This is a genomic window from Limnospira sp. PMC 289.06, from assembly GCF_032350395.1.
Classification (GTDB): domain Bacteria; phylum Cyanobacteriota; class Cyanobacteriia; order Cyanobacteriales; family Microcoleaceae; genus Limnospira; species Limnospira platensis.
Window position 1 is genome coordinate 1 of the sequence record NZ_JARPLC010000049.1, and the last position, 21,368, is coordinate 21,368.

At 45.3% G+C, this 21,368-nt stretch carries 16 protein-coding genes; 10 read left to right on the plus strand and 6 right to left on the minus strand.

Annotated elements, in window-relative coordinates; genetic code table 11:
* Positions 1-170: 170 nt before the first annotated feature.
* The 3 genes from cysW to P5674_RS12190 all read right to left on the minus strand — a co-directional run bounded on the left by cysW (position 171) and on the right by P5674_RS12190 (position 3,066).
* Complete coding sequence (gene cysW, locus P5674_RS12180) at positions 171-1,037, minus strand: sulfate ABC transporter permease subunit CysW (protein ID WP_046319671.1); 867 nt, start codon at positions 1,035-1,037, stop codon at positions 171-173.
* Positions 1,038-1,073: 36 nt separating this feature from the next.
* The gene (cysT, locus tag P5674_RS12185; protein WP_006625595.1) at positions 1,074-1,925 is read right to left on the minus strand and encodes a sulfate ABC transporter permease subunit CysT; all 852 of its coding nucleotides are present in this window, start codon (positions 1,923-1,925) and stop codon (positions 1,074-1,076) included.
* Between the two features lie 79 nt (positions 1,926-2,004).
* Positions 2,005-3,066, minus strand: a complete 1,062-nt coding sequence (locus P5674_RS12190; protein WP_006670579.1) for a sulfate ABC transporter substrate-binding protein — start codon at positions 3,064-3,066, stop codon at positions 2,005-2,007.
* 175 nt (positions 3,067-3,241) lie between these two features.
* Between P5674_RS12190 and P5674_RS12195 the strand changes: the two genes are divergently transcribed.
* The 10 genes from P5674_RS12195 (at position 3,242) to P5674_RS12240 (ending at position 17,013) form a co-directional block, all read left to right on the plus strand.
* On the plus strand, positions 3,242-4,036 hold the full coding sequence (locus P5674_RS12195) for a Crp/Fnr family transcriptional regulator (RefSeq protein WP_006625597.1): 795 nt from the start codon (positions 3,242-3,244) through the stop codon (positions 4,034-4,036).
* A gap of 41 nt (positions 4,037-4,077) precedes the next feature.
* On the plus strand, positions 4,078-5,076 hold the full coding sequence (locus P5674_RS12200) for a sulfate/molybdate ABC transporter ATP-binding protein (RefSeq protein ID WP_006619898.1): 999 nt from the start codon (positions 4,078-4,080) through the stop codon (positions 5,074-5,076).
* Positions 5,051-5,467, plus strand: coding sequence for a YidH family protein (locus tag P5674_RS12205; protein ID WP_006670578.1), 417 nt, complete (start codon positions 5,051-5,053; stop codon positions 5,465-5,467). Before P5674_RS12200 ends, P5674_RS12205 begins: the two co-directional genes overlap by 26 nt.
* A 54-nt stretch (positions 5,468-5,521) precedes the next feature.
* Entirely contained in the window at positions 5,522-6,127 is a 606-nt protein-coding gene (locus P5674_RS12210; protein ID WP_006625600.1) for a Crp/Fnr family transcriptional regulator, read from the plus strand.
* 336 nt (positions 6,128-6,463) lie between these two features.
* Positions 6,464-7,441 (plus strand): cysteine synthase A, encoded by a 978-nt coding sequence (gene cysK, locus P5674_RS12215; RefSeq protein ID WP_006670577.1) that lies wholly within the window; start codon positions 6,464-6,466, stop codon positions 7,439-7,441.
* Between the two features lie 215 nt (positions 7,442-7,656).
* Entirely contained in the window at positions 7,657-8,448 is a 792-nt protein-coding gene (gene epsC, locus P5674_RS12220) for a serine O-acetyltransferase EpsC (protein WP_315639653.1), read from the plus strand.
* Between the two features lie 180 nt (positions 8,449-8,628).
* Positions 8,629-9,552, plus strand: a complete 924-nt coding sequence (locus P5674_RS12225) for a family 2A encapsulin nanocompartment shell protein (RefSeq protein ID WP_006670576.1) — start codon at positions 8,629-8,631, stop codon at positions 9,550-9,552.
* Entirely contained in the window at positions 9,552-11,429 is a 1,878-nt protein-coding gene (locus tag P5674_RS12230) for a family 2A encapsulin nanocompartment cargo protein cysteine desulfurase (RefSeq protein WP_315670017.1), read from the plus strand. Before P5674_RS12225 ends, P5674_RS12230 begins: the two co-directional genes overlap by 1 nt.
* Positions 11,430-11,668: 239 nt before the next feature.
* Positions 11,669-13,831 (plus strand): FAD/NAD(P)-binding protein, encoded by a 2,163-nt coding sequence (locus tag P5674_RS12235; protein WP_006619905.1) that lies wholly within the window; start codon positions 11,669-11,671, stop codon positions 13,829-13,831.
* A gap of 431 nt (positions 13,832-14,262) precedes the next feature.
* On the plus strand, positions 14,263-17,013 hold the full coding sequence (locus P5674_RS12240) for a bifunctional acetate--CoA ligase family protein/GNAT family N-acetyltransferase (protein ID WP_006625607.1): 2,751 nt from the start codon (positions 14,263-14,265) through the stop codon (positions 17,011-17,013).
* A gap of 164 nt (positions 17,014-17,177) precedes the next feature.
* Here the strand turns inward: P5674_RS12240 and iscB are convergent, their stop codons facing one another.
* The 3 genes from iscB to P5674_RS12255 all read right to left on the minus strand — a co-directional run bounded on the left by iscB (position 17,178) and on the right by P5674_RS12255 (position 21,326).
* Positions 17,178-18,449 (minus strand): RNA-guided endonuclease IscB, encoded by a 1,272-nt coding sequence (iscB, locus tag P5674_RS12245; protein ID WP_315670018.1) that lies wholly within the window; start codon positions 18,447-18,449, stop codon positions 17,178-17,180.
* A gap of 294 nt (positions 18,450-18,743) precedes the next feature.
* Positions 18,744-19,934: a ferrochelatase gene (locus tag P5674_RS12250; protein WP_006625609.1), complete on the minus strand. Its 1,191-nt coding sequence runs from the start codon at positions 19,932-19,934 to the stop codon at positions 18,744-18,746.
* Between the two features lie 126 nt (positions 19,935-20,060).
* A complete protein-coding gene (locus P5674_RS12255; protein WP_006625611.1) occupies positions 20,061-21,326 on the minus strand; it encodes an inorganic phosphate transporter in 1,266 nt (421 codons plus the stop codon).
* Between the last annotated feature and the right edge of the window lie 42 nt (positions 21,327-21,368).

Sequence of the window (21,368 nt, forward strand, 5' to 3'; positions counted from 1 at the left end):
GGGGCGGGTTCTGGAGTTAATTAGACTTAGCAGCAGTCAAGCTGATCAACCCGCCCCCGAAACCAGTGAGGTGGGTTCCTGTAGGGGCGGGTTCTGGAGTTAATTAGACTTGTCACCAGTTAACCTGATCAACCCGCCCCCGAAACCAAGCGATCGCACCTAGAATTTCCTCACTTGGTCTTTTTCGCCTCCAACAGTTTTTTGAATACCAAAGTTACAAAGGACAAACTTCCCAAAACTACGGCGGCAGAATAGGATGCAGTAGTCTGATATTGAACGTGCATTTCCTCGACAAATAGGGGCAAAGTCTGAGTTTTGCCGATAATATTTCCCGAAACTACGGCCACCGCGCCAAACTCTCCCATAGACCTGGCATTAGTGAGAAGAATGCCATATAATAAACTCCAGCGAATAGAAGGTAAAGTCACCCGCCAGAAGGTTTGCCAATCATTGGCTCCCATAGTTTTAGCGGCTTCTTCTTGTTCTGTGCCAATTTCTTCTAAGGCTGGGAGAACTTCCCGCGCGACAAAAGGCATACAGACAAAAGCGCTGGCTAAAACCATACCGGGGAAGGCAAATAATATTCTGATATTAGCAGACTCTAAGGCTGCACCAAACCAACCCTGTCGTCCGTAGAGTAATACTAGCATTAATCCGACTACTACGGGGGAAATGGAAAAGGGGAGGTCTATGATACTTAATAATAGTGTTCTTCCGGGGAATTGATGACGAGCGATCGCCAAAGCGGTCACAATTCCAAATATCACACTAACTGGTACTACAATAGCATCAATCATGACGCTTAATTTGGCAGCGTGCAGAAATTCCGGTGAGGTCACAGCACGGGCAAAACCACTCCAGCCGTTTCTAAATGCACCGACAAAAATATTAGCAGCAGGTACAAATAAGACTAACCCGACAAACAGAATGACAGCGAGGACTAAAGCCACCTCAAAATTGCTCACCTGGGTTTGAGAGTTTTGGGCGGGTTGGATTAATTTTTTGGGATGCAAATATCCGATATTTTGGGGTTTCATATATCATCCTTATTAAAAAAATAGTTGCCCGCAAGTTTACGGTCTTTGGTTAATGCGATTACCCCAACTTTGCAGACAGTTGATGATTAATAAGGAGGCTAAAGAAACCAGTAACATAACGGTACCAATAACGGCAGCACCGGCATAGTCAAACTGTTCGAGACGTTGGAAAATCAGCACGGGAGCAATCAAATCTTGAAAAGGGATATTACCAGCAATAATAACAATGGAACCATACTCTCCGACAGCGCGAGAAAATCCCAAAGCGACCCCGGTTAAAATAGCAGGAATTAAGGGAGGTAATATAACTCGGCGAAAGGTTTGCCAACGGGAAGCACCCATGCACCAAGCGACTTCTTCGAGTTCGGGTTCCAATTCCTGAAGCACGGGTTGGACAGTTCGCACGACAAAAGGAAGAGAAATAAACACCATAGCTAAACCGACCCCTAGACGGGTAAAAGCAATTTTAATACCCAGGGGAGCTAATAAACTTCCTATCCATCCATTTTCAGCGTATACGGTAGCAAGGGTGAGTCCCGCAACGGCTGTGGGTAGCGCAAAAGGTAAATCTATGGCACCATCAATTATTTCCTTTCCGGGGAAACGATAGCGCACTAAAACCCAGGCGACTGCGACTCCGGCTATACCATTAATAGAGGTGGCATAAATAGCCGTAAAAAATGTAACTCGGTAGGCAGATAAAGCGACGGGATGGGTAGTAATTCGCCATATTTCTGCCCAAGTAAGATTGGCGGTAAATGAAATTAGGGCAAGAATGGGCAGTAACAGCATGATGCTGAGATAACCACCTATTCCCCACCAATACCAGGGAATTTTTGGTAAAAACCGGGTGAATGATGATAGAGATATTGATAAGGTTGTGAGCATGATGGTTGCGCCAATTAAAGGAAGTTGGAGAACAATTAAAATGGCTGGGCAACCTGATTATAAGCTGTGAGAATTTGAACTAGCGACCGATTTGGGCTTGGATTTCATCGAACATAGCACCGTCAGCAAAAAATTGGTTTTGGACGGCATCCCATCCCCCCAAGTCTTCTACTGTAAATAGATTGGTGATAGGAATAAAGCGATCGCTAAATTCCGCCTCAATTGTGGGGTCTACGGGACGAAAACCAGCCTGAGCAAATGCCCTTTGGGCTTGGGGAGTATATAGAAACTGCACAAAGGCTTCCGCCACTTCGCGGGTTCCGCGTCTGTCTACAGTGGCATCAACAACGGCAATGGGATTATCAATAGAAATATTAGTCTGGGGAATTACATAGGGCAAAGTTTGACCTTGCTGTTGAGCCAGTAGCACTTCATTTTCATAGTTAATTAAGGCATCCCCTTGTCCTTGTCGATAGAAAACTTCGGTAGCTTCCCGGGCATTTCTTGGTAATACGGGAACGTTTCTAAAAACCTGTTGCACAAAGTCGAGGGCTTGGGCTTCGGTTTGACCGGTTTCGGTTTTGGCTCCCCACAGGACAAGGAAATTCCAACGAGCCCCCCCAGAGGTTTTGGGGTTGGCGGTGATGGTTTGAATATCATCGCGGGCTAGGTCTTGCCAGTCTTGGATATTTTTGGGGTTCCCAGGGCGGGTAATAATGGCCGCGACGGAACGGTGGATGATCGCATTATTGGGCGCTTCATTTTCCCATCCCGGTTCAATTAGTCCTGCTTCCTGAATGGCTTGGGTATCCAGGGCTAAGGCGAGGGCTACGATATCAGCCTCTAAACCATCAATCACGGCCCTAGCTTGGGAACCGGAACCGCCATAGCTTTGGCGAATACGGACATCTTGACCATGTTGGGCTTTCCACTCCTCGGCGAATTGGGGAATGATTTGTTCGTAGGCGGCTTGGGTGACGGCGTAGGAGACTAGGGTCAGATCTACGGAATCTCGGGCTGTATCCCCTGTTGTGCCACAGGCAGCAATCACCCCACTGGCGCTAATTCCCACGATAAACAGGGAAAGGCGCTGTCGCCAAGGCTTGGAATTGAGATATCGGCTGGGGAAGTTGGCTTTCATGGCTACATCTTTTTTAAATCTGAGGTTCCCAGATGGGAGTCTGATTGGGCTTTGATTGCAATCGTAGCACATTTTAATTATATGTCAAGTGTAACTGAAATATAAATGTTTTGCGATACGCTTGCAAAATAAATACAGGTGGTGTATTATAAAAGTGGAGAACAATTAAGTGGCAATGGCCAAGCCAGCAGAACCAGGGGCAATCCAGGAGATTGCGGAGGAACTAAGTCAAAACAACTATCTGTTTCGGGGTTTGGATGTGGCTGAACTGTCGGAGGTACTCTCCACGGGAGAAGTCACACCCCAAAAGCTGTACTCGGGTCGTTCGGTGTATACGGCCTTCCGTCCTGATACGTCGATCGCATCTCTTTATGTGGTCAGCAGTGGTGGTCCGGTAATCCTGCGGAGTTCACCTTTAGACCGAATCATTGCTATCACCTATCCGGGTAGTTGTTTTGGAATGCGAAATCTGGCTTTAGGCTATGGGCGAGTGTCGCGGTCTTTTCCGAGTTTGGTGGAGGCTTACAAAACCACTGATGCGATCGAGATTGACCTAGACATTATTAAAACCCTCCACGCTGAGAATGAGATATTCCGCGATCGCTACGATTATTTATTTGAACTGCGGGAAAAATTCCAATATCACCTACTTAACTGTAGTACCCATCCCCCCCAAGCGGTGGCTGCATTATTAAGGGGACTCATCTACCAAGAGCGATCGCTTTTGAATCAACCCCAAGCCGATGATATTTATGTTTTTGACCTACCCATTGATATCATCGCTCACGCCGCCCAACTTAACCACCGCACCGTTGAACAGGTCTTAAAAGGAATGCGTAAACAAGGGCTTTTACTACCCCCTCAAAATGACGATTCCTCTAACGACACCATCCGGGTTTGTGACCCCGAAGGACTCAAAGAAATCTACAGCGCCACCCGTGACAAGGTATCTTGGTGGCCTCTGCGTTAAGGTCAAATTATCAACTGTCAATTATTAACGGAATTTTAGCCATGACTATTCAAGTAGAAAACCTGGTAAAATGCTTTGGCAATTTTGTAGCTTTAGACAACATCAATTTAACAGTTAAAACCGGGTCGCTGGTGGCTCTATTGGGGCCGTCTGGTTCCGGTAAATCGACTTTACTTAGAGCGATCGCTGGATTGGAAAAGCCAGACTATGGGCGGATTTATTTAGAAAATGGTGATGTAACTAATGCCCAGGTTCAAGATAGACAAGTGGGGTTTGTGTTTCAACATTATGCCCTATTTAAACACATGACCGTGCGCCAAAATATCGCTTTTCCGATGGAAATTGCCCGCCGTCCTAAGTCTTATATTCGCCAGCGAGTTGCCCAATTATTAGATTTAATTAAATTAGAAGGATTAGGCGATCGCTATCCCGTGCAACTATCCGGCGGACAGCGCCAGCGCATAGCCCTCGCCCGCGCTTTAGCAGTCGAACCCAAAGTGTTATTATTAGATGAACCCTTTGGCGCTTTAGATGCCAATGTGCGGCAAGATTTAAGGTCTTGGTTGCGCCGCCTCCATGATGAAGTTCATGTCACCACCTTAATTGTCACCCATGACCGCGAAGAAGCCATGGAAATTGCCGACGAAATTGTAGTCATGAATAAGGGTATGATTGAACAGGTCGGCACTCCCCAAGAGATTTACGATCGCCCTTCAACTCCCTTTGTCATGGGTTTCATTGGTCCCGTTAATATGCTCCCGGAAAACAGCCTTAATAGTCCTTCTCCTGTGTTTATCCGCCCTCACGATATCCGCATTAGTAATATAGCTAATCATAAAACTATCCCCGCAGTAATTCAACGGATAGTCTATAAAGGATGGGATGTACAGGTAGCCTTATCTTTAAGGGATGGCACTCAGATTAATGCTCAATTAACCCGGGATGAATGGGATATTCTAGGTGTGGATATCCAGAAAAAAGTCTACATTTTCTCAGATAAAGTTGTTGCCTTTGATGAAGCACTTCAAGCTGTTAGTTAGTCGTCAATCAACTCATCATTCTCAGGAGATAAAAAGCCCGGTCTTAAATTCTTCTCGAGTCCGGGATCATCTCGCCAATGAGCGCACCTATCTAGCTTGGGTGCGAACCTCTCTAGGATTAGTCGGCATTGGACTTCTGATAGCTCGTCTATGTTATCTTATCCCAGATATTTCTGCTAAAAATAATCAGATTTTGTTCCTAAGTTTAGGGTCCTTATGTTTAGGAATATTAACTATCGTGATGTCTACACATCAATACTTTTTAGTACGACAAAAAATTGATGGTCAAACCTATGAACCAACCGGAGGGTGGATTGTGGTTTTCAGCTCCGCTTTATTGGTACTAGCGATAATCCTAGTTTATGGAATCTTAAATATCACTGATATTTAGGATGAATCTCAATAGCCCAGAATTATTTTCATTATCTCTTGATAGACCATCAACATGAGCGATTTAACACACCGAATTAGCCAACAAGAAATCAGCCAAATTCCACAAAATGCTGCTAGTAGGTCTTTTAATCGGCGAGATTTTCTACCTGAAGAAAGTCAGTTTTTTTGGTTAATTAAAAAAGGAGTTGTCCGAAGTATAGCTTATACAGAAGACAATACAGTTGTCTGCACCGGAATTTGGTTAGTTGATGATATTGTGGGTAAACCTTTATCGCGAACTTCACCCTATATTATAGAAGCATTAACCCCAGTTAAAGTGATAGCAATTCCCACAAGTTCTTGGCAACCTTCCTCTGAATTAATTTTCAACTACTGGCAAAATACCGAGACGTTACTGATGGCTCGTGCCAATCACAGCGCTTGGTTTATTTTGCTGAATGTTCTCAACTGGTTATCTCAGCGTTTTGGTAATCGTACCAGTGAGGGATATTTAATTGATGTGAGGTTGACACATCAAGATTTAGCCGAATTATGCGGATTGACTCGAGTCACAATTACTCGTTTACTCAAACAATTTGAATCGGAAGGATTAATTTATAGAAATTCTAGTAGAATTATCCTCAACGATGAGTACAGCACTTGGTACTATCAAATTTGATGGGTATAACCTCAAGTTGGGTTGAAGATTTGATCTAAGCACTGTATTTCAAGAAGAAGAGTTTTTGATACTACCTCCCCTCCCAATTCTCGGAGAGGGAGATTTTTTCCTGAGCAGAAGTTGACTCCCCTCGGCAGCGAGTAGCTGAAACCCTTTGATAGCAAAGAATCTAGTAGTTACACAAGCGATCGCTCGCAAAATTTAAAAAAATTCAAAAATGTATTGCAAATGTTTTGAAATTCATGTATATTAGATTTACAGATTGACAAGCAAGTTGTCGCCCTATTAGACCGGGCACAACATCAGTCCCGAAATATATAACTAGGAGTATTGAATATGGTGAAATGGTTTTTAGATAACAGTCTCGCCATCGGTAGGACTCCCCTAGTCCGTTTAAATCGCGTAGTTGGTGATAGTAGCGCGACTGTTCTGGCTAAAATTGAAGGTCGTAATCCAGCCTATTCGGTTAAATGCCGTATTGGTGCGGCGATGATTTGGGATGCAGAACAACGAGGCTTATTAGGATCCGGTAAAGAAATAGTTGAACCCACCAGTGGTAATACAGGAATTGCCTTAGCCTTTGTCGCTGCTGCCAAAGGCATTCCCCTCACCTTAACCATGCCTGAAACGATGAGTTTGGAACGACGGAAATTGCTGCGGGCTTATGGAGCAAATCTAATTTTAACCGAAGGCTCAAAAGGCATGGTGGGCGCAGTAGCAAAAGCTGAGGAAATTGCAGCTTCTAATCCCGATCGCTATGTTTTATTGCAACAGTTTCGTAACCCAGCAAATCCCCGGATCCATGAGCAGACCACTGGGCCAGAAATCTGGGAAGAAACCGAAGGAGCGATCGATATTCTGGTTTCAGGAGTGGGTACAGGCGGAACAATTACCGGAGTATCCCGATATATTAAACACACTCAAGGTAAAGCCATATTATCAGTGGCAGTAGAACCGGAAGCCAGCCCAGTTATATCCCAAACCATTGCCGGAGATCCAGTAAAATCAGGCCCCCATAAAATCCAGGGCATTGGTGCAGGCTTTGTCCCAGAAGTGCTGGATTTATCAATAGTTGATGCCGTAGAAACTGTCACCAATGAAGAAGCAATTTTCTACGCTCAACGGTTAGCTAAAGAAGAAGGAATTTTATCAGGTATTTCCTGCGGAGGAGCGACAGCAGTGGCAGTCAGACTAGCCCATAGACCAGAGAATCAGGACAAAACTATTGTGGTTATTTTGCCAGACTCTGGTGAACGTTATCTCAGTTCTATTCTTTTCCAAGGAGTATTTAACGAGCAAGGTTTAGCTGTTTAATTTTGCCTTAAATTTCCTAATATTTGCCCCGGTATTAGCTGACAATAAACCATGACCAATGATAGCTATATTTCCCTAACTTATAGCCCCGTTAGCAAACATGGGATATTGAGTCAGTGATTACAGCTTTATCCCAGCCTCGCAAGCAGGCTTTTAGGAGTTGTTCACAAGAGCGAAATTATGTTCCCTTGCCATCCCGTAAAATCTTATTTAAGATGGTGGATAAACTCAGGGGGGCTTTATTTCCTTTCCACTTTGGCAATCCCGATCTCCGAGAAACTTCTACCCATTATTTTATAGGTCATACCCTTAATGAATCTCTGCAATTACTCGAACATCAAATCCAACGAGAGCAGTCGTTGATTGCTTCAGAAAATCAGGTAGAAGAATCTAAAATTCGGGAAAAAGCTAGGTCAATAGTGCAGGCTTTTGCCGAACAACTACCTGAAATAAAAAACCTGCTAGAAAGTGATGTTTGTGCCGCTTATGATGGCGATCCATCCGCCAAGAATTTAGACGAGGTGCTGTTTTGCTATCCGGGAATTACGGCAATTACCTATCATCGAATTGCTCATGCACTGTATCGTATTGACTCACCTTTATTAGCTAGAATTATTGCGGAAATTGGTCATTCAGAAACGGGAATAGATATTCATCCTGGGGCTACTATTGGCAATAGTTTCTTTATCGATCACGGTACAGGAGTAGTAATTGGTGAAACCACTGTAATTGGCGATCGCGTCAGGATTTATCAAGCCGTTACTTTAGGGGCAAAAAGTTTTCCTCGCGACGAATCTGGCAGTTTAATTAAAGGCAATCCCCGTCATCCAATTATCGAAGACGATGTAGTGATTTATTCCGGGGCAACAATTCTCGGCCGAGTCACTATAGGTCAAGGATCAACCATAGGCGGCAATGTTTGGCTAACCCGTAGTGTACCAGCCGGAGCTTTTGTCTCCCAAGCTCAAGTACGGGAGGAAATTTTTGATGCAGGGGCAGGCATTTAACTTGCCTCTCTAATTCCCAGCCAGATCATATAGCTATAAAGAGGGAATAAGATATCCCCGCCTATCAACCCGCTGATAAATCACTGCAGACAGTAGAAACCCAGTTTATGGAAAATAAGCGACAGTGATTTTAGCGATAGATTTTAACCTCATTCCTTGAATAAATCGGAGTTACAATCGATGACTAGCACCAATAACCCTGAACTGCAATTAGCCGTTAATGATGTTGCAGCGCGTCAGTTGGCTAATGCCACAAAAACCGTTCCTCAATTAGACACAATTAGTCCCCGTTGGTTTGTGCGTCTGCTGCACTGGACACCTGTTGAAGCCGGGATATATCGTCTCAACAAAGTCAAAAATCCTTCTCAAGTCGAAGTGGCTTGCTCAGAACGAGATGAGCGAGAATTACCTGAAACCTTTGTGGATTATCAAGAACAGCCGCGAGAATATTTTCTCAGCGCTGTTAATACGGTTATCGATGTTCACACTCGTGTTTCTGACCTTTATAGCAGTCCCCACGATCAGATCCATGAACAGTTGCGCTTGACGATTGAAATTTTGAAAGAACGTCAAGAAAGTGAACTGATTAATAATCCTGAATACGGGTTGCTCAATAACATTGTTGACAGTCAAAAAGTACAGCCCCGAGGTCTGGCTCCTACTCCAGATGATCTTGATGAGTTATTGGCGAAAGTTTGGAAAGAACCCGCCTTTTTCCTGGCTCATCCTAAAGCGATCGCTGCCTTTGGTCGCGAAGCCACCCGCCGTGGCGTTCCCCCTGCTACCGTTTCTTTATTTGGTTCTCAATTCATCACCTGGCGCGGAGTGCCCTTAATTCCTTCCGATAAACTCGCGGTGAATAATGAGGGCAAAACCAATATTTTACTGCTGCGGGTCGGCGACAGTCGTCAAGGGGTAGTTGGCTTGTATCAACCGAATTTACCCGGTCAACAGGGACCCGGACTTTCCGTGCGCTTTATGGGAATTAGCCGCAAAGCGATCGCCTCTTATCTCGTCTCCCTGTACTGCTCTTTAGCCGTCCTGACCGACGATGCGGCTGCCGTTCTTCAGAACGTTGATGTCAACCAGTATCACACCTACTAATGACTACCCCCAAACTTTACCCGGAAAATTCCCTGACAGAAGGGCAGGCGAAACCCAACCCTAGTCCCTCTGTCACTGATTTGGGGGGAGATGGCATCAACCCCTTATTTAAAGCGGACACCTTCGATCAACTGGCGAATGCTTTTATTCAAGAAGTGAAGCGCAGCGGCATTGATGTGCCATTACCCGACTCCCTAAATATCCCTCAATCGGCTCAGGATATTAGTAGTCCGGGCTCCAATATTCATCAACAAAATCTCGATGGGAAATCACTGCCAGTATCCACACCTCACTTACCTGTTGGGGAGCCGCAATTCTATTTTAGCGATCCCGGTGTTGATCTGCCCCACCCCCCCCATTCCGTAGCGGAAGTAGGAGCCGGTGCATCCCATATTCCCAAAGAAATTCCCCAGGCGATCGCGACTCCCGCAACTCCTACAGTTCCGAATCTATCCTTAGCATCGGTTCCCACACCATCTATCCCAACTGTCACCCCCAACTTCTATTTTTTAGAACATTTAAGTCAAGGGGTGGAAAGACAACAACCAGATCAGAGCATCCCTAAAACTGTTGAGGATTATTCCCCACAGAATTACAGGCAAAATTCACCGATTGACCCATTTTTTGTGCCTCTGGCGGCGGTGACAAAACATGATATTTTCGATGTCGAAACCATCCGCCGTGATTTTCCCATTTTGCAAGAGAAAGTCAACGGTAAACCCCTGATCTGGTTTGATAATGCCGCAACCACTCAAAAACCTCAAGCCGTAATCGATCGCCTAGTTCATTATTACTCCCATGAAAACTCCAACATTCACCGCGCCGCCCATGAATTAGCAGCCCGGTCAACAGATGCCTACGAAGCCGCCAGAGAGACAGTTCGTCATTTTATCAATGCCTCCTCCGTCAACGAAATCATCTTTGTACGAGGAACCACAGAAGCCATAAACTTAGTGGCGAAAAGTTGGGGAGAACAAAACATCAAAGCTGGGGATGAGATTGTTCTAACTCATTTAGAACACCATGCTAATATTGTGCCTTGGCAACAGTTAGCAACTCGGACCGGAGCAAAGTTGCGGATTGCCCCCGTAGACGATCGCGGACAAATTTTGTTGGAAGAGTATCAACAACTGCTCAATCCTCGGACAAAATTGGTAGCTTTTTCCCAAGTTTCTAATGCTTTGGGAACCATTACTCCGGCGGCAAAAATGATTGCCCTGGCTCACCAAGTTGGTGCCAAAGTGTTATTAGATGGCGCTCAGTCCGTGTCTCATATTCCTGTTGATGTGCAACAACTCGGTTGCGACTGGTTTGTTTTTTCCGGTCATAAAATCTTCGGACCCACTGGCATTGGGGTGGTTTATGGTCAAGAAGACCTATTAAACGCCAGTCCCCCCTGGCAGGGTGGCGGCAATATGATTGTTGATGTCACTTTCGAGCGCACTGTTTATCAAAATAGTCCAGCCCGATTTGAAGCGGGGACGGGAAATATTGCTGATGCGGTGGGATTAGCCACAGCCCTTGATTATGTTCAACAGATTGGTTTAGCAAATATTGCCCGTTATGAGCATGAATTGCTCGAATATGCGACCACGGGTTTAAATACTATTCCCGGTCTGCATTTAATTGGTACTGCCCCAGAAAAAGCTGCTGTCCTTTCCTTTGTTTTGGATGGTTTCTCTGCCGAAGCTGTAGGACAAGCACTTAACCAAGAAGGCATCGCCGTGCGTGCGGGTCATCATTGCGCCCAACCAATTTTGCGACGGTTTGGTTTAGAGGCAACTGTGCGTCCGTCCTTGGCTTTTTATAATACTAAATCTGAGGTAGATGCGCTGGTTCATGCTTTGGAACGAATCCGACAAAAACAATTAGGCTAATTAGCAAAGATCCCAGGTTTCTTGATTAGTCAATTTTTTTGATAGAAACCTGGTTTCTTTTCTCCGGTTTTTTTTGAAGCTGCTTAAATTATATCAAGTCCGTGGATTTTTTGACGCTCCACACAGCGCTGTCATTCTCGCGAAAGCGGGAATCCATCTTAACGAAATAGGATTGTTTTTATAACCGATCGCACGGCGTTGATATCAGACAATAATTTGCTTTAAACAGGGGGGTCAGGATGATTTCAGATGCTTCTCTTACCGTGGCTATTGTCGGCGCGGGATTTAGTGGAACAATGGTGGCTGTCCACTTGTTAAAAAATACTCAAAGACCTCTGACAATAAAGCTAATAGATTCTAACGATATTGGCAAAGGAGTTGCGTATAGTACCACAAGCAATAGTCATTTACTCAATGTTCCGGCAGCAGGAATGAGTGCTTTTCCTGATGATTCAAGTCATCTACTCCGTTGGCTCAAGTTTAATTATCATACCCTAAAAAATTGGCTGCCCAATGAACCAGATCCGAGTCTTTTTATTCCTCGTCTAGTTTATGGACTATATATTCAGTCGATTTTACAAGAAGCCGAAGCCACCGCCCCAACTTATGTCAAACTCGAACGGATCATTGATGAAGTTGTCGGGATACAGCCTCAAAATAGGGGGGCAATTGTTTGCCTCAAAAATCAAGATAATTTTGCCGCTGATAAAATAGTTTTAGCGATTGGTAATGGGGCAAGTCCTCCTCCTCTTTCGTTAGGTAAGTTTCAGCCTGATGCCACCAATATTTCACTACAACCATCCTATATACACAATGCTTGGTCAAAGGATGCCTTAACCGGGCTAGAGGTTGATGATTCTGTATTATTAATTGGTACAGGATTAACAATGGTGGATATGGTGATGTCTTTGCGCGATCGCCATCACCAGGGTAAAATTTATGCCGTTTCTCGTCATGGTTTAATGCCTTTGTCTCATCAGCCTAGCCAACCCTACCCAGCTTTTTTAACCAAAAATACAGCACCCAAAACGATTAGGGGCTTATTAAAGTCTATTCGTGCGGAGATTAAAACAGCCACACAATTGGGTTATAATTGGCAGTCTGTCATTGATTCGCTTCGTCCTGTAACTCAAGAATTGTGGCAAGAATTATCCGCCGTTGAACAGAAAAGATTTCTGCGTCATGTCAACCGTTACTGGGATATTCATCGCCATCGATTGGCTTCAGAAATTTGCGAAATTATCGAAGATTTAATTCTCACAAAAAAACTCATTATTAAATCTGGAAGAATTAGCCATTGTGCAGAAATAGATAGTGGGATACTTGTAAATATTTATAAGGATAATTATCATTCAAATATACAGGTTAAAAAGTTTATTAATTGTACGGGAATACAAGTAGATTATCGAACCTCAACACAGTCTTTAATTGCTAATTTAAGAACCCAAGGATTAATCTGTCCTAACCCTTTGGGTTTGGGACTATATACTTTACCTAATGGGGCGATATTAGATGCCCAGGGTCAAGGCTCTAGTTTACTTTATACCCTTGGGCCTCCCCGGAAAGGTGATCTATGGGAAACTACAGCTATCAGAGAAATCCGGGAACAAGCAAAATTATTAGCAACAACTATATTAAATGATCTACCTTTATGGGTGCGTCCTGTAGCGCCTTTATCTACATATAATCATAACAATAGCAGTGCATTAAATTTATTATTTCGTCAGTTATTTGATCAACAGTCAAACACTTATACTTATTTAATTGCTGACCTGGAGACTAAACAAGCCGTTTTAGTAGATACAGTGTTGGCAAAAATAGACCGTGATTTACAATTAATAAATGATTGGGGATTAAATCTTTGTTACTGTTTAGAAACTCATCTCCATGCTGACCATATTACTGGTGCTGGTCAATTGAAAAAGCTAACAGGTTGTCAAATTTTAGTTCCTAAAAATGACCAAATCAAAGGTGCAAATCGACAGTTAGATGATGGTGATATTGTCAATTTGGGAAGTGTAAATATTCAGGCGATCGCTACTCCTGGTCATACTAATAGTCATCTAGCTTATTTAATTAACCATCGTTATCTGTTAACCGGAGATGCTTTATTTATTCGTGGTTGTGGACGCACTGACCTACAATCAGGAGATGCCGGAACTCTTTATGATACTGTGACACAAAAGTTATTTACCCTATCGGATGATATTTGGGTCTATCCTGCCCATGATTATCAGGGTCGCACGGTTTCTACCATTGGTGAAGAAAAAAGGTGTAATCCTCGATTAAGTCAACGCAGTAGAGAAGAATTTATTACCTTAATGGAAAACCTTGATCTAATTTATCCCAGCCAAATGGCAGAGGCGATCGCTGCCAACGAATGGTGTGGCGATCGACCCTAAAATCACTCGATTATATCGCTAGATCACCTATCTATAATCATAGCAAATACTGGCATATTGCCGCAAATTTAATCAAGAGCAATACAACTTCAAAAGCGATCGCCTTTCTGGGTCCCTATCCCAGAGGGGAGACCGCTGTAGTGAGGGAGGACAGCGTTGTGAGTAGGGAATTGATAGTTTGTTATTTAAATTAAACTTAACCGACAATTAACCCCCAAATGATAAAAAATTGAGCAGCCACTCAAAAACCGAGGTCAAGCACCCTTGATAAATCAGCCCCAGGTATCTGAACAATCCCAAAGTAGTGAAAGTTACCAAACTCAGGAAAAAATCAATACCTCTAGCCCAATAGAGTGAATGGGAACTATAATAGTAACATATACTCACCAACCAACCAGAGCAAAACTCCCATCAACAGAGAGGCATGGTTTATGCAAGCCACCAGATCAAGAACCACCGATCCAGCCCATGACGTTTTACGCTACGACCACCAACCCCTCAAAGCCATATTTTCACCCCAAACAGTAGCCGTCATAGGTGCCACCGAAAAACCCAACAGTGTAGGGCGAACCTTGCTGTGGAACCTAATTCGTAACCCCTTTGGTGGTACAGTATTTCCTATCAACCCCAAACGTAGCAATGTTTTAGGTATCAAAGCCTATCCCAGTATAGGGGAAGTCCCAGAGACAGTAGATTTAGCAATTATTATCACCCCTGCGCCCACAGTCCCCGATATAGTGCGGCAATGCGTGGAAGCCGGAGTCAAAGGCGCAATCATTCTCTCGGCTGGGTTTAAAGAAATCGGACCCAAGGGGGTCGAATTAGAACAACAAATCCTGGAATATGCCCGCCAAAGCACGATGCGGATTATTGGTCCTAACTGTTTAGGACTAATGAACCCCCTCACCGGACTAAATGCCACTTTTGCCAGTGCCATGGCTATTCGCGGTAGTGTAGGCTTTATCAGTCAAAGTGGGGCCTTGTGTACCTCCATTTTAGACTGGAGTTTTCAGGAAAATGTCGGCTTTAGTGCTTTCGTCTCCATCGGATCAATGTTAGATGTGGGATGGGGAGATCTAATTTACTACCTGGGTAATGACCCGAACACCAAAAGCATTGTCATCTATATGGAGTCCATAGGAGATGCACGGTCATTCCTATCAGCAGCGCGGGAAGTAGCCCTAACTAAACCCATTATTGTCATTAAAGCCGGACGCACAGAAGCCGCAGCCAAAGCCGCAGCCTCCCATACGGGGGCCTTGGCGGGGAGTGATGATGTCCTTGATGCAGCTTTTCGGCGCTGTGGAGTTTTGCGGGTCTATCATATCGCCCATTTATTCTCTCTGTCGGAATTGCTGGGAAAACAACCACGCCCTAAAGGTCCCCGCCTAACTATTTTAACTAATGCAGGGGGACCGGGAGTGCTAACCACGGATACTTTACTGATTGAAGGGGGAACCCTAGCACAACTATCCTCTGAAACTACTAAGGCCCTTAACCAGGTTTTACCGCCCCAATGGAGTCACAGCAACCCGATTGATATTCTGGGGGATGCAGACCCGGAACGTTACGCGAAAGCCTTTGAAATAGCGGTGAAAGACCCTAGTGGGGATGGGTTGTTAGTGATTTTGACTCCCCAAGCTATGACTGACCCCACTCAAACGGCGGAACAGTTGAAGTTTTTGGCAATGCAGGATCACAAAAAACCGATTTTGGCTAGTTGGATGGGTGGCGCAGAAGTGGCAGCAGGGGCTAAGATTCTTAATCAAGCCAATATCGCCACTTTCTCTTATCCTGATACGGCGGTGCGGATGTTTAACTATATGTGGCGCTATACCTACAATTTGCGTGGCTTGTATGAAACACCGACTTTCGCAGCTTCTGAGGATAATTTATCGACACTGGAAACGGCTAAACATCTGATTGATAAGGTCCTTAGCCAAGGACGAAGTTTGCTAACTGAGTTTGAGTCTAAGGAACTTCTAGCACTTTATGGCATCCCGGTGGTTGATACTCGCATGGCTTCAAGGGTTGAGGAGGCTTTGGCGGCGGCGGAAGCTATTGGCTATCCGGTAGCCCTCAAATTGTTGTCGGAAACTATTACCCACAAAACTGATGTGGGTGGGGTTAAACTTAATTTGACTAGCGCTGAAGAAGTACAGGCGGCTTATGAGGCGATCGCTTCTTCGGTAGCGGAAAAGGTCGGACCTGAACATTTCCAAGGTGTCACGGTTCAGGAAATGCTTAAATTAGATGGCTATGAATTAATTATCGGCAGTAGCCTTGACCCTCAATTCGGACCAGTGTTGCTATTTGGTACGGGTGGGCAACTGGTGGAAGTATTTAAAGACCGTATCCTGGCTTTACCGCCCCTTAACACCACTTTGGCGCGGCGGATGATGGAACAGACCAAAATCTATAAAGCCCTGTTAGGAGTGCGGGGAAGGCCTCCTGTCGATATGGATGCCCTTGAACAGCTTATGGTCAGGTTTTCCCATATAGTGGTCGAACAACCCTGGATTAAGGAAATTGATATTAACCCTCTGGTGGCTTCGGAAGACCGACTGGTGGCCCTCGATGCGCGGGTGGTACTTCATGACCCAGACACCCCAGAAGACCAATTATCTAAGCCGGCTATCCGACCCTATCCTCAGCAATATGTCACCTATTGGGTTTCTCAGAAGGAAATCCCTATTACTATCCGTCCTATCCGTCCTGAAGATGAACCCATGGCGGTTAAATTCCATGAAAGTCTTTCGGAGGAAAGCGTTTATTTGCGCTATGCTCATCTGATCAAACTTAGTTCCCGGACAGGTCATGAACCTATGTCCCGACTCTGTTTTATCGATTACGATCGCGAAATGGCTCTGGTAGCAGAATACACCAATCCCGAAACCCACGAACGACAAATCATCGGCTTGGGACGACTTAGCAAGGTGTATGGTAGCAATGAGGCGGAATTTTCCCTATTGGTGGCTGATTCTTTCCAACGTCAAGGGGTAGGGACGCAGTTGCTTGAACAACTCCTATATATTGGTCGCCAGGAAAAACTCACTTCCATTATGGCAGAAATCCTCACTGATAACCGGGTGATGCAGCATATCTGCGAAAAAATCGGATTTACCCTTAACCGGGTAATTGGGGAACCCATGGTCAGGGCGGAAATTCAACTTTCCGATTAGCATTTGTTTGTTATTGTTTCTTTAGTGCTGGGGTAGCGATCGCGATCGCTACCCCTACCATTGTACAGGGGGGAGTTCACGTAAACCTCTTGGGAGCGTGGAAGCCCCGTGTCTTTAGACCGGGGAGGAAACGCGACAGGGGGACTTTAGTCCCCGTCAATCTTTCAAGCATAGGCGTAACCATCCTTCCTGTGAATCGGTTGGCAGTATTTGTGGCTGATGCCTGCCACCCGTACCGAAGCGGTGGTAATATCAAAACTACCAGACGCACGGCAGAGAACCCGTCCTAGATATGAGCCAATTTTCTTCCCCGCTGTGACCAGTGCCGTCACCATGTCGCCAGTCTGAAAGCCTTTATGAATTTGCCTCCTGGAGCGGTGACGATTCGGGAATCCGTACTTATTCGTCCCGCACATCTGACGGGTTCCATGCCCCTTTGCTAAAATCAGCAACGGTTTTGAAGTCAGAACTTCCAGTGATTCGACTGGTCCAACACAGGCAGCATCAAGCCAGTGAGCTTTAGGTAGGTTGAGCCTCAGTCGATTGAACTTCGTTTGTCCGCCCGTTCCTGTGGTAACTGGGAGTCCTGTTGCTTTCAGAGCCTTGAACAAGGCCCATCGGGTCGAGTTAACGGCAGCCGCATCGTTAAGGGGTGATTTGGCCTGCCTCAGAAGACGACTCAGGACATCAGGCTGGCCCGATAAAAAATCCCGAATGTCCCCATTGCCTTTGGCTTGATTGCATGAGTGGCAAGCCATCGTCAGGTTAGAAACCCGGTCAGAGCCACCCTTAGACCGAGGCTGGATCTGCTCAACTTCAAGTGGTACATTTTGAGCCCCACAGTAAGCACAGGTTCTGTCCCACTTGAACAACAGGTATTCCCTGACTTCATAGCCTTGTAATTCTCCCTGCTGATACTCAACACCTGATATCTCAGGGTTTTCCATCAATTGCAGGTCGAACCGTACTAGCTCTTGAGCAATGCGGCCAACTGGGGCAAGTCTACGAAATCGGTGAACCCAGGTCATTAGAGTATCTACTCGATGCTGCAAGCTGGGAGCTAACCAACCCTTGCTCCGAGTCCGATTCAAGAACCGAGCTGGTCGATATCGGGTCTTGCGGTTTCGTCGAGAACGTCGGAGTTGACGACGAGAGAGCAATGCTTCTTTAATCTGCTGTCCTCGGTGCTGCAACTCGGCAGCAAAGATAATATGATTCCCTTGCTTCAAGGCAATTCCAGTGACTTTAGAGCCTGGGTCTAATTTGAGTTCGAGGGGTTCAGGATTAGCGTCAACCTCCTTGTTTAGAATAATGGTGAATGGGTAGCGTCGAAATACCGATGCTTTCCCGGCTTTGAGCAGTGATCGTGCCACCCCTGGCTTGCACGGTCTCAGGGGCTTGCGGTTGGTATCTAAAACGAAAACATGGTTAGACATTGTTGCGTCTGTTCTGATTGCTCGTAACGTTTGCTTCGCTAATGTTCAGAGTCGGTACTTTCCAAATCGCACTGTCTTAACCCCTTAGGACTGTTTAACGATTTGGTTCATGAGCCTGGAACTAGCACGCATTCCAGGGTAGGAACTTTAACTCTTGCTCTGAACGTAGCCAGTTAAGGCTTAAGCTGGTCAGCTACCTGAAAGCGGGGGCACGAAGCCCCCGTGCTTCAGCCGGGGGTGCTGACGAATAATCTGGTAGACATAGGGGATAATTGGAGAACCCGCCCCTAGGTTTTAATGGTGGTGATGATCATGATCATGGCTATGGCTATGGCTATGGCTATGATGATGATGGCTATGGCTATGATGACCTGGATCTGATTGTACTGCCAGGCTAGGATTAATAGATAATGCGGTTTGGCTTAACAATGCCTCAATCTGAGGATCTGCCCAATTAGCAGCCATCTCCAGGAATTGGGGATGGTCATTGACACAAGCCATCTGAATATATCTTACTTGGGGATGTCGCCGCCGCAATGCCTCGATAATGTGTTCTACATCTAATAGGGTTTCGTGGTTTTCGGTAGCAAACCCTATGGGCATGAAGACAATAGCCGTTGCTCCTAATTCTATCAGATTATGGGCGGCTAGTTGTGCGTTCGGTTGAGTCCAGTCAATCAGGGGGGTATCATGGTTTAGCCAGCCTACAGAAATTAAGGGATAACGGTTGATGAGTTTTTCCCGGACTTTTTCATATAAGGCTTGACTTTCATCAATTCCTGATGTAAAACCCTTGGCTTTATGGGGGCATCCATGATTCATTAATACGATGCCAGTTTGGGAGGGTAAATGTGCGATCGCCAATTCTTCCTCAATTTTTGCCTGCACTAATTCCGCCATTAAATCAATGTATTCAGGCTGATTGTAAAAGGAGGGGATATAACGCTGACCTGTCACCCAATGGCTGTTGGTATCGGCTAATTTTGCCAGGGCATTATTCACCTGTTCTACAGCTATACCACTGGTAAAAATTGAATCAACTACTAACAGTGGATAAATCAGGATTTTGTCGAATCCTTCACTTTTAATTTGACCTAAAACGGTTTCTGGTAGGAAGGGGGCGCAGAAATTAAAGGCTTTAAATACTTGGATGCGATCGCCCCATTTTTGTTGTAAATGTGCTTCAATTCCGGCGCGTTGTTTCTCAAAAATGGCATTATGGGGAGAAATGAAATTGCCATGCTGATGACTCCATTCATGGAGGTCAAAGATTGCCAAAATCCGCGCCAGAGGCGGATAAATCCAAGTGGGAACAGGGGCGAATTTGGCGGTTAACAGATTTAAAGCCTGTTCATTATAATTGGCAAAGTCTTCATAGCTTTCTACTTCTCCATAACCCATCAATAAAACGGCTACCCGATCTGATTTAGGGCGATCGCTTAATTGGGTGCTAGGATTTGTAATTTTCTCAGGAGTTGTCACCACGTCTTTATCCTCTGATCTCACCAATGAGCTATTTCCCCATAGTTTAACATCCCCTAGGGGGGGAGGGGGACAAAATATTGATAACTATGGGGAGGTGGGGGAGGTGGGGGGCTACCATAGCTAAAGCTACCCGATGAAATATCGCAGGAGTAGAAACCCTGTAGCGGCCAAAAATGCAGCGGTGGGGACTGTAATTAACCAAGCCAAGGCGATATTACCTACAGTCCCAAATTTAATAGACTTCCAGCCTTGAACAATTCCCACCCCGACGACACCGCCAACTAACGCATGGGAGGTAGAAACAGGTATCCCTAAGTTAGAAGCAATTAATACAGTGGTGGCGGTGGCCAGTTCAGCCGAAAATCCGGCACTAGGGGTTAAAGTGATAATATTTTCGCCGACAGTGGAGATCACTTTTTGACCCCAAACCGCCAGACCTGTAGCAATACCAGCGCCGCCAATAACTAATACCCAGAGGGGGATATGAAACTCTCCGAGGGGGACAGAAGCGGTTTGTCGGATATAGACAATAATGGCAAGGGGTGCGACAGTGTTACCAACATCATTAGACCCATGAGCAAAAGCAACAAAGCAAGCACTGAAAACCTGAAACTGAGCGAGTTGTTTTTCAATGGAGGACTTGCTATCACCGGATCTAAAAGTAGGTTGCCAACTAAACCAGGTAAGGCCAACTACAGCGAGACCAGCGATCGCAATAGTCAAATCATGGGTAGGAAAATTAAGACCCCATTGGCTTTTCATCCAAGAGGCGAGGGGTTGACTAATTTCTGGGACTACTAAAGTGCCAAACACTGCAATCATGGCACAACTGAGCCAGGGGGTCCATTCGAGAATTTGTTGTTGTGGGTGTGGGTGTTCCAAAATCCAGTATTTAATGAGACTGTAGAGTAAGGCAGCGATCGCCGCACTAATGAGGGGGGTAATTAACCAAGCCAGAGAAATCAAACCTACAGTTTTCCAGGCTACAGCAGTCCATCCTACAGCCACAGCACTAAATCCCGAAATAGCACCGACCACAGCATGGGAAGAGGCGACGGGTAAACCCTTACGGGTAGCAATTTGTAGCCATAACCCGGTCGAGACTAATACCGCTATCATACCCAATTGGAACAATTGAGGCGATCGGATAAATTCTTCCGGCTTGACTACCCCAGTAGCCAAAGTTTCCGAAACCCTACCCCCGAATAATACCGCCCCAAAAAATTCCAGAACCCCAGCGATGATAATAGCTTGTCGGAGAGTAATCGCCTTTGACCCTACAGAAGTCCCCATAGAGTTAGCCACATCATTGGCTCCGAGGGTGCAAGCCACATAAAAAGCTAACAGACAGACGAACCACAGGGGAATTAAGTTGATGGGGGAAATTTCCATTAGCAAAGATGAAATTCAGATGAAATTAACCGGATAACTAGG